The organism is Reyranella sp., assembly GCF_044224635.1.
GTDB lineage: Bacteria > Pseudomonadota > Alphaproteobacteria > Reyranellales > Reyranellaceae > Reyranella.
Map to the genome: position 1 here is coordinate 169,420 of NZ_JBGAKA010000009.1, position 16,591 is coordinate 186,010.

Sequence of the window (16,591 nt, forward strand, 5' to 3'; positions counted from 1 at the left end):
CGCCTGGTCATTGCCATCGACGGGCCGTCGGCGTCCGGCAAGGGCACCCTGGCCAAGCGACTCGCCCGCCATTTCGGGCTGCCGCACCTCGATACCGGTCTGCTTTATCGCGCGGTCGGCTGGCGTGCCGAGCGGTCCGGCGAGCCCCCGGCGGAAGTCGCAGCAGCCCTGCAGGCACAGGATCTCGCCGATCCCCATCTCAGGGGCGACGAAGCCGGCCAGGCCGGCTCGCGGGTCGCCGCGCTGTCGGAGGTGCGGGCCAACCTGCTCGCGTTCCAGAGGCGATTTGCCGGCCAGGCGTCGGGGGCGGTGCTCGACGGTCGGGACATCGGCACCGTGATCTGCCCCGACGCGCCGGTGAAGCTGTTCGTGACGGCAAGCGTCGCGGCGCGGGCAGAACGTCGCTTCCAGGAGTTGCGCGGGCGCGGGGCCGACCCTATAAGGTCGCGCGTTCTTGCCGAGATGGCGGAGCGGGACCGTCGCGACAGCGAACGGGCGGCTGCCCCTTTGAAAGCCGCGCCCGATGCTTACCTTCTCGATACCAGCGACATGGATGCCGATGCGGCCTTCGCCGCCGCCCTGGCTTTCATGGCGGGCAAGGGCTTTCGACCTGACGGGCCGTAAGTCGCCGCCGGCAGGTTGAAGACGATCAGCGGCGATTGCGAACGGACGAGTCGTCCGGACGCGGGTGTTTACAGGCAGTGGATCCGCCGGACTTAACCGGTTGGCCGACGGGTGGCAGCGTTTCGCCCGGGATCGAGGGAAAGAGGTATTGAATGGCCAAGGGCAGCGCCCTGCGCAAATCTCCGAACGATGCCGCCAGCGCGGAGTTCGCAGCACTTCTCGACGAATCGCTCGGCGGTTCGGCGAGCTTCGAAGGCACGGTGGTCAAGGGCCGTGTCGTCCGGATTGCCAATGATTTCGTCGTCGTCGATGTCGGCCTGAAGTCCGAAGGCCGCGTTGCCCTCCGTGAGTTCGCCAATGGAACCGGCGCCCCGGAGGTCAAGGAAGGCGACGAGGTCGACATCTTCGTCGACCGCATGGAGAACAAGGACGGCGAAGCCGTCCTGTCGCGCGACAAGGCGCGCCGCGAGGAAGCCTGGACGCTCCTCGAGAAGGCCTTCACCGACCAGGAACGGGTGATGGGCACCATCTTCGGCCGCGTGAAGGGCGGCTTCACGGTCGACCTGTCGGGCGCCGTGGCCTTCCTGCCGGGCAGCCAGGTCGACGTGCGCCCGGTGCGCGACGTCGGCCCGCTGATGGGCCAGGCCCAGCAATTCGCCATCCTCAAGATGGACCGCCGCCGCGGCAACATCGTCGTGTCGCGCCGCGCCGTCATGGAGGAGACCCGCGCCGAGGACCGCACCCGCCTGATGGGCGCCCTGTCGGAGGGCCAGATCCTCGACGGCGTGGTCAAGAACATCACCGATTACGGCGCGTTCGTCGATCTGGGCGGCGTCGACGGCCTGCTGCACGTCACCGACATCGCCTGGAAGCGCATCAACCACCCGTCGGAAGCCCTCACCATCGGCCAGCAGGTCAAGGTGCAGGTCATCCGCTTCAACTCCGAGACGCAGCGCATCTCGCTCGGCATGAAGCAGCTGATGAGCGATCCGTGGGACGGCGCCGGCGCCAAGTACCCGGTCGGCCTCAAGCTCAAGGGCCGCGTCACCAACATCACCGACTACGGCGCCTTCGTCGAGCTGGAGCCCGGCGTCGAGGGTCTGGTCCACGTCAGCGAGATGAGCTGGACCAAGAAGAACGTGCACCCGGGCAAGATCGTGTCGACCTCGCAGGAGGTCGAAGTCATGGTGCTGGATGTCGACATGTCCAAGCGCCGCATCTCGCTCGGCCTCAAGCAGTGCCTGGCCAACCCGTGGGAAAGCTTCGCCGAGCAGTGCCCTGCCGGCACCGAGCTCGAGGGCGAGGTCCGCAACATCACCGAGTTCGGCCTGTTCGTCGGCCTGCCCGGCGACATCGACGGCATGGTTCATCTCAGCGACCTGTCGTGGGACAAGGCCGGCGACGAGGCGATCCGCGACTACAAGAAGGGCGACCAGGTCAAGGTCAAGGTCCTCGACGTCGACATCGACAAGGAGCGCATCTCGCTCGGCATCAAGCAGCTCGCCAACGATCCTTTCGAGAAGGTCGGCGCGGTCGCCAAGAAGGGCGACGTGGTCACCGTCATCGTCGCCTCGATCCAGGACAACGGCATCGAGGTGACGGTGCAGGACGGCATCACCGGCTTCATCCGCAAGTCGGAGCTGTCGCGCGACCGCTCCGAGCAGCGGCCCGACCGCTACGCCATCGGCGACAAGCTCGACGCCAAGATCACCAACATCGACCGCGCCTCGCGCCGGGTCGTGCTGTCGGTCAAGGCGCGCGAGCTCGACGAGGAGAAGAAGGCGATGGCTGATTTCGGCTCGTCCGATTCGGGCGCCAGCTTGGGCGACATCCTGGGCGCTGCTCTGAGCCGCGCCCAGCGCAAGGGTGAGGAAGACGCCAAGTAGTGCGTCGCCGCGCCGAGCTTTGCTCGGCGCAAAGGCAAGTGGGGGCGGAGTAGCCTTCGACGCTAGAAAACCGGAAAGGCCGGCCCTCGGGGCCGGCCTTTTCTTTTTGTTTCAAGGGCTTACCTTGACCAAGGGGTGTTTTGCGCTACAATGACAGGATGACCAAGTCGGAGCTGATTGCCCGCCTGGCGGCCCGAAATCCCCATCTCTATCAAAGAGATGTCGAGCGTATCGTGGCGACGGTCTTCGATGAAATCTCCAAGGCCTTGGCAAATGGGCATCGCGTCGAGTTGCGGGGCTTCGGCGCCTTCTCCGTGAAGAAGCGCGATCCACGCACCGGACGCAATCCGCGGACCGGCGAGCAGGTCGCGGTGGCGTCCAAGCGCGTCCCCTATTTCAAGACCGGCAAGGATCTGCGCGACCGGCTCAACAGGGAGGCAGCGCTCGCCGCCGGCCTGCAGCCGAGTGAGCCGGCAGGCGACAAGCCGATGGGCGACAGGCCGACGGCTGACAGGCCTATGGGCGACAAGAAGTAGCGTTCCCTCGCTTACCGACAAGGCGTTGTGCCAAGGTGGGCGTCTCATGAAGATCCTGTCGCGCGCTCTGCTCCTGCTCTTCGTCCTGCTCGGCGTGCTGATCGCGGTCAGCAATAGTCAGCCGGTGCAGCTCACCTTGTGGCCGCTGCCGCACATCGCCATCATGCCGCTCTACCTGCTGGTCGTGTTTCTGCTCCTGCTCGGCGTGCTGGCCGGCCTGGGCATCGGCTGGTGGGCCGGCCGCCACCACCGGCGGCATGCGCGCGAGGCGGTCGCCGAGGCAAGTCGCCTCGAGCGCGAGATCCAGCGCGTCCGCCAAGCCGCGGCCGCCGCTGCCCCATCGCCGTCGTCGCCAGCCGGCCCGGCCGCATCGCGCGACCGGAGGGCGATCGAGCGTCAGAGCGCCCTGGTCGCACCCGATCTCGGCGCATCCGACCGGCGCGGCCCGTTCTCGTGATGACCGCGAGGCGCGCGCGTCTTTTCATTCTTCTCCCCAGCTCTGCTGGAGAGGTGTCGCCGCCATGCGGCGACGGAGGGGTCATGAGCCATGGCACCGCTGTCTCTTGTGTGGCTCATGACCCCTCTGCCCCGCCTGCGCGGCCGAAGCCGCTTCGGCGCGGCGAAGGCCCGTCTGACGGGGCACCTCCCCACCGAAGGTGGGGAGATGGAAAATAATGAGGATCCTGTCCGCCGACGAGGTCGACCGCGCCTTGGACGACCTGGCGCTGATCGATCGGCTCGACGCGATGTTCCGCGACGGCTGCGAGATGCCGACGCGCCACCATCACACCATCGCGGCGCCCAACGGTCCCGGCTCGGCCGACGCCACGTTGCTGCTGATGCCGGCCTGGACGCGCGGGCGAGGCGGCCATATCGGCATCAAGCTGGTCACCGTCTTTCCCGACAACGGCACGCGCTCGCTGCCGTCCATCTACGGCCAGTACCTGCTGCTCGACGGCGGCACCGGCGCGCCGGTCGCCCAGCTCGACGGCACGATGCTGACCAAGCGCCGGACCGCCTGCGCCTCCGGGCTGGCCTCGCGCTACCTGTCGCGTGCCGCTTCGCAGACGCTGGCGATGCTCGGCACTGGTGCGCTGGCGCCCCAGCTGATCCGCGTCCATGCCAAGGTGCGGCCGATCGAGGAAGTCCTGATTTGGGGCCGGCGCCCCGAGCGGGCACAAGCGCTCGCGGCCGAACTCGCGATGTCGTTGCCGCACGACCTCGGCCGGCCGATCGTGGTGCGCGCCGAGCTGGATCGCCGACAGGCCGTCGTCGCCGCCGATATCGTTTCCTGCGCCACCCTTTCCAGGACGCCGCTCGTCAAAGGCGACTGGCTGCATCAGGGCCAGCATGTCGACCTGGTCGGCGCCTTCACCCCCGAGATGCGTGAAAGCGACGATCGGGCGGTGGCGCGCGCCCGCGTCTTCGTCGATACCCGCGCCGGCGCGCTCAAGGAGGGCGGCGACATCGTCCAGCCGCTGGCCAACGGGACGATCTCGACCGCCGACATCGTGGCCGACCTCGCGGACTTGGCGCGCGGCGCCAAGCCGGGTCGCGCGGCCGACGATCACGCCGCCATCACCTTGTTCAAGTCGGTCGGGGCCGCGCTCGAGGACCTGGCGGCGGCCGAGCTTGCGGTTACGGCTCGATAAGCGCGCCGGCCGACTTCAGCGCATCGATCTCCGTCGCACTGAGGCCGGCCTCCTGCAGCACAGCGCGTGAATCGGCACCCTGCAGGGGCGCCATGGTGCGGATGGCGGGCGGGGTGCGGCTCATGCGCATGGGTGGCTCGACCATCAGGATCTCGCCCTCGCTGGGATGCGGGTACTTCTTGAAGAGCTGCCGCCATACCAGGTGCGGGTCCTCCAGCAGATCGCTGGGACGCATCACCGGCGCGTTGGGGATCTGCGCACGATCGAGGATCTCGACCCACTGCGCCGTCGTCTTGGTCGGCGCCAGCGCCTCCACCATCGCGTACATGTCGTTGATGTGCAGCGAGCGGGCATTGAGGGTCGAGTAGCGCGGATCCTCGAGCACCTCGGGCCGGCCGATGATCTCGAAAAAGTTGCGCCAGTGCTTGTCGATATAGGGCAGGATGGCCATCCAGCCGTCGAGCGTGCGAAACGGCTTGCGCGTGCGGGCGAGCAGACGCGAGTAGCCGACCTCGCCCGAGTCGGCGAACGTCCGTTCCCATAGATGCTCGACCATCAGCCAGGCGGCCATGGTCTCGAACATCGGTACCTCGACGAACTGACCCTCGCCGGTACGCTGGCGATGCATCAGCGCGCTCAGGGTGGCGAACGCGAAGGTGAGGCCGACCGTCTTGTCGGCGATGATGGTCGGCGGATAGCGCGGAACCTCGTCGCCCGCCGCCCTGCCCATCAGGTCGGCGATGCCGAAGCGGGCCTGGATGGCGTCGTCATAGGCCGGCAGCTTGCCATAGGGCCCGTCGGCCGAGTAGCCGTAGGCGCCGACATAGACGATGTCGGGCTTGATCTTGCGGATCTCGTCGTAGCCCAGGCGCAAGCCTTCGATCGCCTGGGGCCGGAAGGCGTGCACGAAGGCATCGGCGCCTTCGACCACCTTGAGCAGGGCGGCGCGCGCCCGTTCGTTCTTGAGATCGAGGCAGAGCGATCGCTTGTTGCGATTGACGTACAGGTACGTGGGGCCCATGCCCGCAGTCCTCCCCGGCTTGCCGATGTGACGCACCGCATCGCCCTCGGGAGCCTCGACCTTGATGACGTCGGCTCCCTGGTCGGCCAGCAACATCGTGCCGTAGGGCCCGAGAATGACATTGGTGAGATCGACGATCCTTAGTCCTGCGAGTGCGCCAGCCATGCTTCGGTTCTTTCAACAGACGGGCGCGAGACTGCCATTGCGTCGGCGCGGCGTCACGAGCGGTGCTTTGCGAGGCAGAACAAGTGGGCCAACACCTGCGCGCAACCTCATGCAGCATGACCGAAGATACTTCGGGAGGGCGATCCGAGAGATCAAATGATCGCAGGACGCGAGGCTCGAAGTGCCGCACGGAGAACGACGCCACCTATCAGGGCTGCGGGCCGACGAACGTACTATCCATTGCGATGGCGACTTCTGTCGACAACTCGATGGCGTGCGTCGCAGCGATCGACGGGCCGTCGTCCAATCTTTCTCTGCTTGTCGCGCAATTTCCGATCCTTGTGGAAGACTGCAAGCCGCGAGGAACGAATCGAAGACGAGAGAGCGAGTCTGACGAGACGACAACGAGTGTGCTCAGACCTGCAGGACTGACGGGTCTTCGCACGCGCGGGCACGGCTGGAAAGGCACGATGGTGTACGAGCGACGTCGCGCTCTTCGAGCCGGCGGTACAGGATGACAAATGGTGCTGCGCGATGGTTGGTGTGAAGCACGGAATGCTTTGCGAGCGTCACCGTGGCGCCGACGAGTGATCTGCGCGACAAGATGGCCGCGTCCGGCACGGGTTGCAGGAACGTTCGTCAATACGCGGTCATGCATTGAACACCGGCCGATTCATTAACCTCCATCTACAAGTGATATGAAACCGTTGTGCAACGCGCGCCGGAGGTGTAGCGAAGGGGTCAACAAAGGCGGGGGGCGATGCGAAGCGACGTCGCAAAGAAACAGCAAGAGCCCAGGTCGACGAGCAACCCGGCGCCGCGGCCTTACCGCATCGAAGATCAGATCGGCTATCGCCTGCGGCGCGCACACCAGCGCGCGAGTGCGATCTTCCAATCCACGATCGGCGATCCGAACATCACGCCGACCCAGTACTCGAGCATGGTGAAGCTGCACGAGTACACCGAGCTGTCGCAGAACCTGCTCGGCCGTCTCGTCGGCATGGACAAGGCGACGATGCAGGGCGTGGTGCGCCGCTTGAAGTCTCGCCGGCTGGTCGATTCGCGACCCGACCCGGGCGATGCGCGGCGCACGCTGGTGAGCCTCACGATCGACGGGCAGCGCCTGATCAACAAGCTCATGGTCAACGGCCCGGCGGTATCGCGCGAGACGCTGAAGCCGCTCAACGCCCAGGAACAGCGACTGCTGCTCGAGCTGCTCGCCAAGCTCACCTGACAATCATCTCTCCTCCCCAGCGATGGCGCCGGGGAAGGAAATGAAGAGCGCACGTCGCACAACGTGGTTCACGCATCGCTGCTCCTCGTTGACTTGCAAGGTCGCTGTGTCATCGTATGTACACGAACGACATGGCTGCCTACTTGCGTCCGCAACGCCTCGACGAGGCGCTGAATGCCCTGGTCCGGCCGCACACCGTGCTGGCCGGAGGGACCGATTTCTACCCGGCGCGGGTCGGTCGGCCGATCACCGAGGATGTGCTCGATGTCAGTGCGATCGCCGAGCTGAGAGGCATCTCGACCGACGCCCAGGGATGGCGCCTGGGGGCGACTGCGACGTGGAGCGAGCTGGTCGAAGCCGACCTGCCGCCGCTGTTCGATGGCCTGAAGCAGGCTGCCCGCGAAGTCGGTGGCCGGCAGATCCAGAATGCCGGGACGCTCGCCGGCAACTTGTGCAATGCCTCGCCGGCCGCCGACGGTGTGCCGTGCCTGCTGGCGCTCGGCGCCGAGATCGAGGTCGCCGGCCGCGGCGGCCGTCGCCGCGTGCCGTTGCGCCAGTTCATCACCGGCGTGCGTCGCACCAGCCTCGCCGTGGACGAGCTGGTGACGGCCATCCACGTGCCGCGCCCTCTGCACGAGGCGCGCAGCGGATTCCTGAAGCTGGGTGCCCGGCGTTACCTCGTGATCTCGATCGCCATGGTGGCCGCGACTCTCGAAGTGGCGGACGGGCGGGTGGCCTCGGCCGCGATTGCCGTCGGCGCCTGCTCGCCGGTCGCCGAGCGGCTGCCGGCGCTGGAGGCGGCGCTTGCCGGCGCGGCCCTCGACGCGCGCCTGGCCGACCGGGTCGAAGCGGCTCATCTCGCGCCGCTGGCGCCGATCGACGACATACGCGGCAGTGCCGCCTATCGCAGCGGTGCCGTGCTGGCGCTGGTGCGACGCTTGCTTGGCGGATTTGCTACGTGACGGGCGACAGGACCGGCGCCATGAAGGTGGCCTTCACGCTGAATGGTCAAGCGGTGGATTGGACGGGCGTGCCGACCACCCGGCTGGCCGCAGCGTTGCGCGACGATCTCGGCCTCACCGGCACCAAGGTTGGCTGCGATGCCGGCGACTGCGGTGCCTGCACCGTGCTGGTCGATGGCCGACAGCTCTGCTCCTGCCTGCTCGCGATGGGCCAGGTGGAGGGGCGGGTCGTCGAGACGGTCGAGAGCCTGGCCGGGCGTGAGACGACGCTCGGCGCTGTGCAGGCATCTTTCCTGTCGCACGGCGCGGCGCAGTGCGGCATCTGCACGCCCGGCATGCTCATGGCGGCAGAGGATCTGCTGCGTCGTGCCAGGCGGCCGAGCCGCGGCGAGGTCGAGGATGCGCTGGGCGGCGTGCTCTGCCGCTGCACCGGCTACGGCAAGATCGTGGACGCAGTGCTGGCCGTCGGAAACGGGGTCACGGTGGCGACGCTTGGAGCGCGCAGCGCCGTGGGTGCTCGCCTGGCGCGCGTCGACGGCGTGCCCAAGGTGACGGGCACCGACCGGTTCGGCGCCGACGCTATTCCTGCCGATGCCTTGTGGATCCGGGTCGTGCGCTCGCCGCATGCGCGGGCGCGTTTCGAGCTTGGCGATCTCGCGCCATTGCGCGAGCGCCTGGCCGCCGTGCTGACGGCTGCCGACGTGCCTTTCAATGGCTTCGGCATCTATCCTGAGATCAAGGATCAGCCGGTGCTGGCCGATGGCATCGTGCGCTATCGCGGCGAAGCGGTCGTCGCGCTGGTCGGTGCGCGACACGACGTGCTCGCGATCCGCGACGACGAGGTGCCGATCACCTGGACGGTCGAGCCGCCCGTGTTCGGCATCGACGCCGCGACAGCGCCTGAGGCGCTCCTGGTGCAGGCCGACAAGCCGGCGAATCTCCTGCTCGAGGGCGGCCTGAGACGGGGCGATGCGGCCGGCTCGTTCGCCGAATGCGCCGCGGTGGCCGAAGGGGTGTTCGAGACCGCCTTCGTTGAGCACGCCTACATCGAGCCGGAAGCCGGTTGGGCGCAACGGGTCGGCGATCGCCTCGAGATCCACGTCACCACCCAGACGCCTTACATGGATCGCGACGAGGTCGCCAACGTGATGCGGCTGCGTCCGGAGGCGGTGCGCATCGTGCCGACCGCCTGCGGCGGCGGGTTCGGCGGCAAGCTCGACCTCTCGGTCCATCCGCTGATCGCGCTCGCCGCCTGGACGCTCGGCCGGCCGGTCGCCTGCGTCTACACCCGGCCGGAGAGCATGGCGGCCAGCACCAAGCGTCATCCGGCCCGCGTCGCCGCCCGGTTCGGCTGCGATGCCGACGGCAAGCTCGTGGCCTGCGAGGTGACGGCAACGTTCGACACCGGCGCCTATGCCTCGTGGGGTCCGACGGTCGCCAACCGGGTGCCGGTACATGCCATGGGGCCGTACGCCGTTCCGAATGTGCGGACCTGGGGTTCGGCCTACTTCACCAATGGCCCGCCGGCCGGCGCCTTTCGCGGCTTCGGCGTGCCGCAAGCCGCCATCGCCCACGAAGCGATGATGGACGAGCTGGCCGACTTGCTGGCGATCGACCGCCTCGAGTTTCGCCATCGCAACGCCCTGCGGGCCGGCGACACGACGGCGACCGGGCAGACGCTGGCGCACTCGGCTGGCCTCGCCCAGTGTCTCGACGCGCTGCGCCCGCACTGGCAGCAGGCGCTGGCCGGGTCGGCCGCGTTCAACGCGGCGCAGGGGCCCCGGCGGCGCGGCGTCGGCATCGGCTGCATGTGGTACGGCATCGGCAACACCTCGATGTCCAACCCGTCGCGCATGCGGGTCGGCCTGTCGCCGGCCGGCACGGTGACGCTTTACAGCGGCGCCGTCGATATCGGCCAGGGCTCCAACACGATCATGACCCAGATCGTCGCCGATGCGCTCGGCGTACCGGCCGGTCAGGTGGCGCTGGTCGCCGGCGACACCGATCTCACGGCCGATGCCGGCAAGACCTCGGCGTCGCGCCAGACCTTCGTGTCGGGCATGGCGGCGGAGCGCGCCGCGAAGGATCTGCGCCGTCAGGTCCTGCGCCTGGCCAATGCCGGCCCCGAGGCGCGTCTCGTGCTCGACGGGCCGCGCCTGGTCGTCCATGACGGCGGCGACATCCGCACCCTCGACTTGGCCGGCGTCGGCCTGCTGATGGGCGAGGGCACGTTCGACCCGCCGACCACGCCGCTCAATGCCGACGGGCAGGGCGTGCCCTATGCGACCTATGCCTTCGCCGCCCAGATGGCGACGGTCGAGGTCGATCTCGAGCTCGGCACGGTGAAGGTGCTGCGCATCGTGGCGGCGCACGATGTCGGCAAGGCGATCAATCCCACCCTGGTCGAGGGCCAGATCCAGGGCGGCGTCGCGCAGGGCCTCGGCCTGGCGCTGATGGAAGAATACCTGCCCGGGCGCACCGAGAACCTGCACGATTATCTCATCCCGACGATCGGCGACGTGCCCGAGATCGACTGCATCCTGATCGAGGACCGCGAGCCGCTCGGGCCCTCGGGCGCCAAGGGTGTCGGCGAACCAGGCTTGGTGCCGACCGCCCCGGCCATCCTGGGCGCGATCCAGCACGCGACCGGCGTGCGCATGCGGCGCGTTCCGGTATTGCCCCATCGCCTGCGCGAGGCCATCGTTGCCTCGGGGGAGAAGCGGATGTGAGTGACGATCTTGCGCTCACCGAAGCCGAACGCGGCGCCGGCATCGTGCGCTGCGATGCCTGCCCCGTGCTCTGTCGCATCCGGCCCGGTCGCCCCGGCGCCTGCGATCGCTATGCCAACGAGGACGGCCGGCTGGTCCGCGTCGATCCGCTGGTGTTGCTGGCCAAGCCCGACCTGGCGCGCGTCGCCTTCGTCGAGGGCAGCGATTCCTGGCGCGGCGAGCTCGGCAAAGGTGAAGGCGCCTTCGTCACCGGCATCGGCGCCACCACGACCTATCCCGACTACAAGCCGGCACCCTTCATCGTGTCGTCGCGTCACGACGGCGTCGACATGGTGACCGTGGTGACCGAGGGCATCTTCAGCTACTGCGGCGTCAAGGTGAAGATCGACACCGACCGCTATCTCGGCCCCGAGCAGGCGGCGGTGCGGGTCAAGGGCGAAGCGGTGGGCCACGTCACGACGATGGAGTACGGCTCGCAGATGCTCTCTCTGGGGGGCGTGCATCACCTGGTCGGCGGCAGCAAGAAGGAAGGCGTGGTCACCTGCGACGCGCTGCTGGCGCTGTGCAATCGCGAGGCCGTCGAGCTCGCGATCGATGGCGGCGCCACCGTGGTCGTGCAGGCCGATCGGCCGCCGATCGTCAACGGCACCCGCGAGGAGCGCATGCGCGTCGGCTGCGGTTCGGCGGCGATCGGCATGTTCGCGCCGCAATGGAAGGACCATGTCGACGAGGTGATCGTGGTCGACGATCACATCACCGGTGTGCTGAGCGAGCACCAGGGGGGCCGCTTCCTCGACATGAAGCCGGCCGGCATCCGGGTGCGCGGCCGGCGCTCGACGCCCGGCCGCTACTTCCAGGTCGCCGAGCCCGGGCTGGGCTGGGGCGGCACCAACGTTTCCGATCCGCTGGAGATCATCGAGAAGATCGATCCCAAGCAGGCCTGGCCCGGGCTGAAACTCCTGATGGTGTCGACCACCGGCGAGCATTCGGCATGGTTCGAGCTCGACCAGGACCTGAAGCCGCGAGCGACCGAGATGCCGGCGGCGGTGCGCCACGTCGTCGAGCGCATCGCCGAGAATTGCGAGCCAGCTCTCTGCACGGTGCTGTTCATGGCCGGCGCCGGCGGTTCGCTGCGCGCCGGCGTCACCGAGAATCCCGTGCGGCTGACCCGCTCGGTGCGTGACGCGCTCACCAAGGTTACCCTGGGCGGCGTGCCGGCCTATGTCTGGCCGGGCGGCGGCATTACCCTGATGGTCGATGTGGCGCGCATGCCCGAGAAATCGTTCGGCTACGTACCGACGCCGGCTCTGGTGGCGCCGATCGAGTTCACCCTGCGCGCCTCAGACTATGCCGCGTTGGGCGGCTACGCCTCGCGTGCCGTCACGCTCGAGGACGTGCTGGCGCGCGCCGCGAGGGTGCGGGTCGACGAGACCGGCGCATGAGCGCCGTCGCGGCCCGGCTGGACGACGGCCGGCTGCACCTGCAGCACGGGCCGATCGACCTGATCATCGAGGCCTTCGGCGGTGTCGACGAGGTCGAGCGTGCCTATGGCCAGGCCATCGCCCGCTTCGCCGACATCCTGCCGCGCCTGGTCGACGAGCTGCCGATCCTGCGCCGACCTGTCGGTGACGTCCGGCCGCTGCTGCATGGCACGGTCGCGCGGCGCATGGCCGAGGCCGTGTGGCCCCATCGCACCGTCTTCATCACACCGATGGCGGCCGTCGCCGGCGCAGTTGCCGACGAGATGCTGCAGGCGCTCGTACGCGACCGCACGCTCGACAGGGCCTATGTCAACGACGGCGGCGATATCGCCTTCCATCTGGCGCCAGGCCAGGAGCTGCGCGCCGGCATCTTCGTCGCCGCTCTCGACGGCGTGGCCAGGCTCACCGCCGATCGCCCGGTGCGTGGCATCGCGACCTCGGGCTGGGGTGGCCGTTCGTTTTCGCTGGGCATCGCCGATTCGGTCACCGTGCTGGCCGCGACGGCGGCGGCCGCCGACGCGGCGGCCACGCTGATCGCCAACGCGGTAAACCTCGATCATCCCGCCATCGAACGCCGACCGGCACGTGACCTCGATCCCGACAGCGATCTCGGGGACCTGCCGGTGACCGTCGCCGTCAGCACGCTACCACCAGCGCAGATTGACGAGGCGCTGGACCGAGGCGCCGCTGAAGCCCGGCGCCTTTGCGTCACAGGGTTCATTGACAATGCCGCGCTGTCACTCCAGGGGCGGTGGCGGATCGAACCTGTGAACCGTCACTCGGCCTTGATGCCGGCAGCGCGAACCACCTTCTCCCATTTGGAAAATTCGGCGGCGATCTGCGTTGCACAATCTTCCGGTGTGCTGCCCACCGTTTGATAGCCGAGTGCGCCCATGCGTTCCTGCACGTCAGGTAGCTTGAGCAAGCTGGCGATCTCACGCTGCAGCACCGCGATGATGTCGCTCGACGTTCCCGTGGGCACGAGCACGGCGGACCAAATGTCGGCTGCAATGTCGGGATAGCCAGCCTCGGCGCTGGTCGGAACGCCGGGCAGCGACCATGATGGTGTCGAAGGTGAAGGAGGCTGCGGGCCGACCCTGGTTCAGACCTCGACCAGGACCTCGAAGCCGCCGAAGATCATGCGCTTGCCGTCGAAAGGCATCGGATTGACGTTGGCCTGGACGCGAGGGTCGGCCTCCACCTTCTTCATCCCCTCGTCGCGGGCCGGTCTCGACGGCCATACGATCCAGGCGAAGACAACCGTCTCGTCGTCCTTCTTCTGCACCGCCATCGGGAAGGACGTGAGCTTTCCGTCCGGGACGTCGTCGCCCCAGCATTCGACCACCGTCACCGCACCGTGTTCCTTGAAGATCGTTGCGGACCATTCGGCATGCTTCCTGAAAGCGTCGCGGTTCGCGGTTGGCACCGCCAGCACAAATCCATCGATGTAGGTCATGGTCGCGGATGTCCTCGCTGATGTTCAATCGATCCGGCGCGGCTGCGCAGTCATGTCGAATAGATAGTTAACCATATGGTAAAGTATTTATGGACTGTCAACCCCGGGTGCACCGCAATCCCTTCTGGACGGCCGGCGACAACACTGTCCGACTTCCGCTATGACCGGCACGAGTCTCGTCAACGCCAATCTCGGAGGCGGCGAAAGTGGCAACAGCCGGCGCGAGCGATCCCCTCAGCGAGGCCCTGGCGGTCCTCGACGCCTTCATGGCCGCCCTGAACCGTGGCGACGAGGCGGGCATCAACGCGACCTTCCACTTTCCGCATGTGCGGCTGGCCAGCGGCAAGGTGACGGTCTGGCAGAAGGCCGGCGACTACGCGCTGGAGGGGTTCCGGGCCCGCGCGGGCGACGGCTGGGCGGAGAGCCGTTGGGACGAGCGCACGCCGATCCATGTCGGCGACAGCAAGGTCCATCTCGCCGTCCAGTTCAGCCGCTGGCGCCGCGACGGCTCGCTGATCGGCCGCTACAAGTCGATATACATCGTGACCAACCAGGACGGTCGTTTGGGCGTGCAAGCCCGCTCGAGCTTCGCCGCCTGAGCGACCTTGTCGAAAGGGTACCGGGCTCGCTAGGGTCGGACGGGTGCCAAGTCTTCGTTGGAGGGGGATATCATGTTGACCCGCAATCGCCTGCTGACAGCCCTGTCGGGCCTGGTTGCGCTGTCGCTCGCCGGACCGGCCGTCGCGCAGGCGCCGATCAAGATCGGCGAGCTCAACAGCTACAAGGTCTTTCCGGCCTTCCTCGAGCCCTACAAGAAGGGCTGGGAGCTGGCCGTCGAGGAGGTCAATGCGGCGGGCGGCGTGCTCGGCCGCAAGATCGAGATCGTGAGCCGCGACGACAACGGCAATCCCGGCGACGCGGTGCGCGCGGCCGAGGAGCTGCTGAGCCGCGAGGGCGTCGCCTTCCTGATCGGCACCTTCCCGTCCAATGTCGGGCTGGCCGTCGCCGACTTCGCCAAGCAGCGCAAGGTGCTGTTCATCGCCGCCGAGCCGCTGACCGACAAGATCGTGTGGGATTCGGGCAACCCTTACACCTTCCGGCTGCGCACCTCGACCTACATGCAGACGGCGATGCTGATTCCCGACGCGGTCAAGCTCAACAAGAAGCGCTGGGCGATCGTCTATCCCAACTACGAGTACGGCCAGTCGGCGACCGCAGCCTTCAAGAAGCTGCTCGGCGCCAGGCAGCCGGGAGTCGAGTTCGTCACCGAGCAGGCGACGCCGCTCGGCAAGATCGACGCCGGCGCCGTGGTCCAGGCGCTGGCCGACGCCAAGCCGGACGCGATCTTCTCCTCGCTGTTCGGCCCCGACCTCGCCAAGTTCGTGCGTGAAGGCCAGCAGCGCGGCGTCTTCAAGGGCGTCGAGGTGTTCAACCTGCTGGCCGGCGAGCCCGAGTATCTCGATCCCCTGAAGGACGAATCGCCCGACGGCTGGTACGTCACCGGCTATCCGTGGAGCGAGATCAAGACCCCCGAGCACACCAGGTTCCTCGCCGCCTACCAGGCCAAGTACAAGGACTATCCGCGGCTTGGCTCGGTGGTCGGCTACGCCACCGTGATGTCGGCCGTCGCGGCGATTAAGAAAGCGGGCTCGCTCGATCAGGACAAGCTGATCGCCGCCATGTCCGGTCTCACCCTGGCGACGCCGTTCGGCATGATCGAATACCGCCCGCTCGACCATCAATCGACGATGGGCGCCTATGTCGGCCGCGTCGGCGTCAAGGACGGCAAGGGCTACATGAAGGAATGGCGCTTCGTCGACGGCAAGGACGCCCTGCCGCCGGACGACGAGATCAAGAAGCTGCGCCCGGCGAATTGACGACTCGTTGGCCGGGAGCGCGCTACTGAAGTCTCGCTCCTCCCCAGCTCCGCTGGGGAGGTGTCCGCGTCTTCGCGGACGGAGGGGTCAAGGGCCGCAGTCACGGTGCTCATGACCCCTCCGTCGCCGTACGACGGCGACACCTCCCCAACTTCGTTGGGGAGGAGCCATGAGTTAGTCGGTGACCACCTTCGTCCCGGCACGCCAGGCCAGATAGCCGCGCTTGCGCAGGGCGCAGGCGGGGCAGTGGCCGCAGCCATGGCCCCAGGCCTCGCGCGGGCCGCGCTCGTTCTCGTAGCAGGTGTGGGTATGCTCGAGGACGATGTCGACCAGGGCATCGCCGCCGAGCTCGCGCGCCAGCGACCACGTCTCCGCCTTGTCGAGCCACATCAGCGGCGTGCGCAGCACGAAGCTGCGATCCATGCCGAGATTGAGCGCGACCTGCAGCGCCTTGATGGTGTTGTCGCGGCAGTCGGGGTAGCCCGAGAAATCGGTCTCGCACATGCCGCCGACCAGGTTGCGGATGTCGCGCCGCCACGCGACCGCCGCGGCGAAGGTGAAGAACAGCAGGTTGCGGCCCGGCACGAAGCTGTTGGGCAGGCCGTCCTTCTCCATGGCGAAGGCGACGTTGCGGGTGAGCGAGGTCTCGCTGATCTGGCCCAGGATTCCCATATCGATGAAGTGGTCGTCGCCCAGCCGGTCCGACCAGGCGGGAAACTTGCGCCTGATCTCGGCCAGCACCACAAGCCGTTGATCGAGCTCGATCCGATGGCGCTGCTGATAGTCAAAAGCCACCGTCTCGACATGCGCAAATCGAGCTAGCGCCCAAGCCAGACACGTGGTGGAATCCTGACCGCCGGAGAACAGGACGAGGGCCGATCGAGCATCGTTCATGAAGGGCTTTATCGCCCGCAACCTTTCTTCGCGCTACCGCGTTACGTGTCTCACCGACAGCATGCGAAGAGGGG

The 16,591-nt window shown here is 67.7% G+C and carries 16 protein-coding genes; 12 read left to right on the forward strand and 4 right to left on the reverse strand.

Annotated features, from left to right (window positions below):
• The first annotated feature begins 3 nt into the window (after window positions 1-3).
• The 5 genes from ACILR9_RS11370 to ACILR9_RS11390 all read left to right on the forward strand — a co-directional run bounded on the left by ACILR9_RS11370 (window position 4) and on the right by ACILR9_RS11390 (window position 4,698).
• Complete coding sequence (locus tag ACILR9_RS11370) at window positions 4-624, forward strand: (d)CMP kinase (protein ID WP_395710065.1); 621 nt, start codon at window positions 4-6, stop codon at window positions 622-624.
• Window positions 625-776: 152 nt separating this feature from the next.
• A complete protein-coding gene (gene rpsA, locus ACILR9_RS11375; protein ID WP_395710031.1) occupies window positions 777-2,510 on the forward strand; it encodes a 30S ribosomal protein S1 in 1,734 nt (577 codons plus the stop codon).
• 158 nt (window positions 2,511-2,668) lie between these two features.
• On the forward strand, window positions 2,669-3,046 hold the full coding sequence (gene ihfB, locus ACILR9_RS11380; RefSeq protein WP_395710032.1) for an integration host factor subunit beta: 378 nt from the start codon (window positions 2,669-2,671) through the stop codon (window positions 3,044-3,046).
• A gap of 46 nt (window positions 3,047-3,092) precedes the next feature.
• Window positions 3,093-3,503, forward strand: a complete 411-nt coding sequence (locus ACILR9_RS11385; RefSeq protein ID WP_395710033.1) for a lipopolysaccharide assembly protein LapA domain-containing protein — start codon at window positions 3,093-3,095, stop codon at window positions 3,501-3,503.
• Between the two features lie 217 nt (window positions 3,504-3,720).
• On the forward strand, window positions 3,721-4,698 hold the full coding sequence (locus ACILR9_RS11390) for an ornithine cyclodeaminase family protein (protein ID WP_395710034.1): 978 nt from the start codon (window positions 3,721-3,723) through the stop codon (window positions 4,696-4,698).
• Here the strand turns inward: ACILR9_RS11390 and ACILR9_RS11395 are convergent.
• Window positions 4,685-5,884: a CaiB/BaiF CoA transferase family protein gene (locus ACILR9_RS11395; RefSeq protein ID WP_395710035.1), complete on the reverse strand. Its 1,200-nt coding sequence runs from the start codon at window positions 5,882-5,884 to the stop codon at window positions 4,685-4,687. The two genes, ACILR9_RS11390 and ACILR9_RS11395, sit on opposite strands and share 14 nt — an antisense overlap.
• Before the next feature lie 760 nt (window positions 5,885-6,644).
• On the opposite strand from ACILR9_RS11395, the gene ACILR9_RS11400 reads away from it, so the two are divergent.
• The 5 genes from ACILR9_RS11400 (at window position 6,645) to ACILR9_RS11420 (ending at window position 13,168) form a co-directional block, all read left to right on the forward strand.
• The gene (locus ACILR9_RS11400) at window positions 6,645-7,118 is read left to right on the forward strand and encodes a MarR family winged helix-turn-helix transcriptional regulator (RefSeq protein WP_395710036.1); all 474 of its coding nucleotides are present in this window, start codon (window positions 6,645-6,647) and stop codon (window positions 7,116-7,118) included.
• A gap of 131 nt (window positions 7,119-7,249) precedes the next feature.
• Window positions 7,250-8,080, forward strand: coding sequence for an FAD binding domain-containing protein (locus tag ACILR9_RS11405; protein ID WP_395710037.1), 831 nt, complete (start codon window positions 7,250-7,252; stop codon window positions 8,078-8,080).
• The gene (locus ACILR9_RS11410; RefSeq protein ID WP_395710038.1) at window positions 8,077-10,809 is read left to right on the forward strand and encodes a molybdopterin-dependent oxidoreductase; all 2,733 of its coding nucleotides are present in this window, start codon (window positions 8,077-8,079) and stop codon (window positions 10,807-10,809) included. The genes ACILR9_RS11405 and ACILR9_RS11410 overlap by 4 nt, the downstream gene beginning before the upstream one ends.
• A complete protein-coding gene (locus ACILR9_RS11415; RefSeq protein ID WP_395710039.1) occupies window positions 10,806-12,251 on the forward strand; it encodes a 6-hydroxynicotinate reductase in 1,446 nt (481 codons plus the stop codon). Before ACILR9_RS11410 ends, ACILR9_RS11415 begins: the two co-directional genes overlap by 4 nt.
• Window positions 12,248-13,168 (forward strand): UPF0280 family protein, encoded by a 921-nt coding sequence (locus ACILR9_RS11420; RefSeq protein WP_395710040.1) that lies wholly within the window; start codon window positions 12,248-12,250, stop codon window positions 13,166-13,168. Before ACILR9_RS11415 ends, ACILR9_RS11420 begins: the two co-directional genes overlap by 4 nt.
• Here the strand turns inward: ACILR9_RS11420 and ACILR9_RS11425 are convergent.
• Window positions 13,066-13,344 (reverse strand): Bug family tripartite tricarboxylate transporter substrate binding protein, encoded by a 279-nt coding sequence (locus tag ACILR9_RS11425; protein WP_395710066.1) that lies wholly within the window; start codon window positions 13,342-13,344, stop codon window positions 13,066-13,068. The two genes, ACILR9_RS11420 and ACILR9_RS11425, sit on opposite strands and share 103 nt — an antisense overlap.
• 48 nt (window positions 13,345-13,392) lie before the next feature.
• A complete protein-coding gene (locus tag ACILR9_RS11430; RefSeq protein ID WP_395710041.1) occupies window positions 13,393-13,746 on the reverse strand; it encodes a DUF1428 domain-containing protein in 354 nt (117 codons plus the stop codon).
• A gap of 206 nt (window positions 13,747-13,952) precedes the next feature.
• Here ACILR9_RS11430 and ACILR9_RS11435 point away from each other — a divergent pair, with 206 nt between their 5' ends.
• Both ACILR9_RS11435 and ACILR9_RS11440 read left to right on the forward strand, forming a co-directional pair.
• On the forward strand, window positions 13,953-14,345 hold the full coding sequence (locus ACILR9_RS11435) for a hypothetical protein (protein WP_395710042.1): 393 nt from the start codon (window positions 13,953-13,955) through the stop codon (window positions 14,343-14,345).
• A gap of 72 nt (window positions 14,346-14,417) precedes the next feature.
• Window positions 14,418-15,623 carry an ABC transporter substrate-binding protein gene (locus tag ACILR9_RS11440; RefSeq protein ID WP_395710043.1) on the forward strand — a complete coding sequence of 402 codons (1,206 nt, stop codon included), beginning with the start codon at window positions 14,418-14,420 and terminating at the stop codon, window positions 15,621-15,623.
• A gap of 174 nt (window positions 15,624-15,797) precedes the next feature.
• Here the strand turns inward: ACILR9_RS11440 and queC are convergent, their stop codons facing one another.
• On the reverse strand, window positions 15,798-16,517 hold the full coding sequence (queC, locus tag ACILR9_RS11445) for a 7-cyano-7-deazaguanine synthase QueC (RefSeq protein ID WP_395710044.1): 720 nt from the start codon (window positions 16,515-16,517) through the stop codon (window positions 15,798-15,800).
• Window positions 16,518-16,591 lie beyond the last annotated feature (74 nt).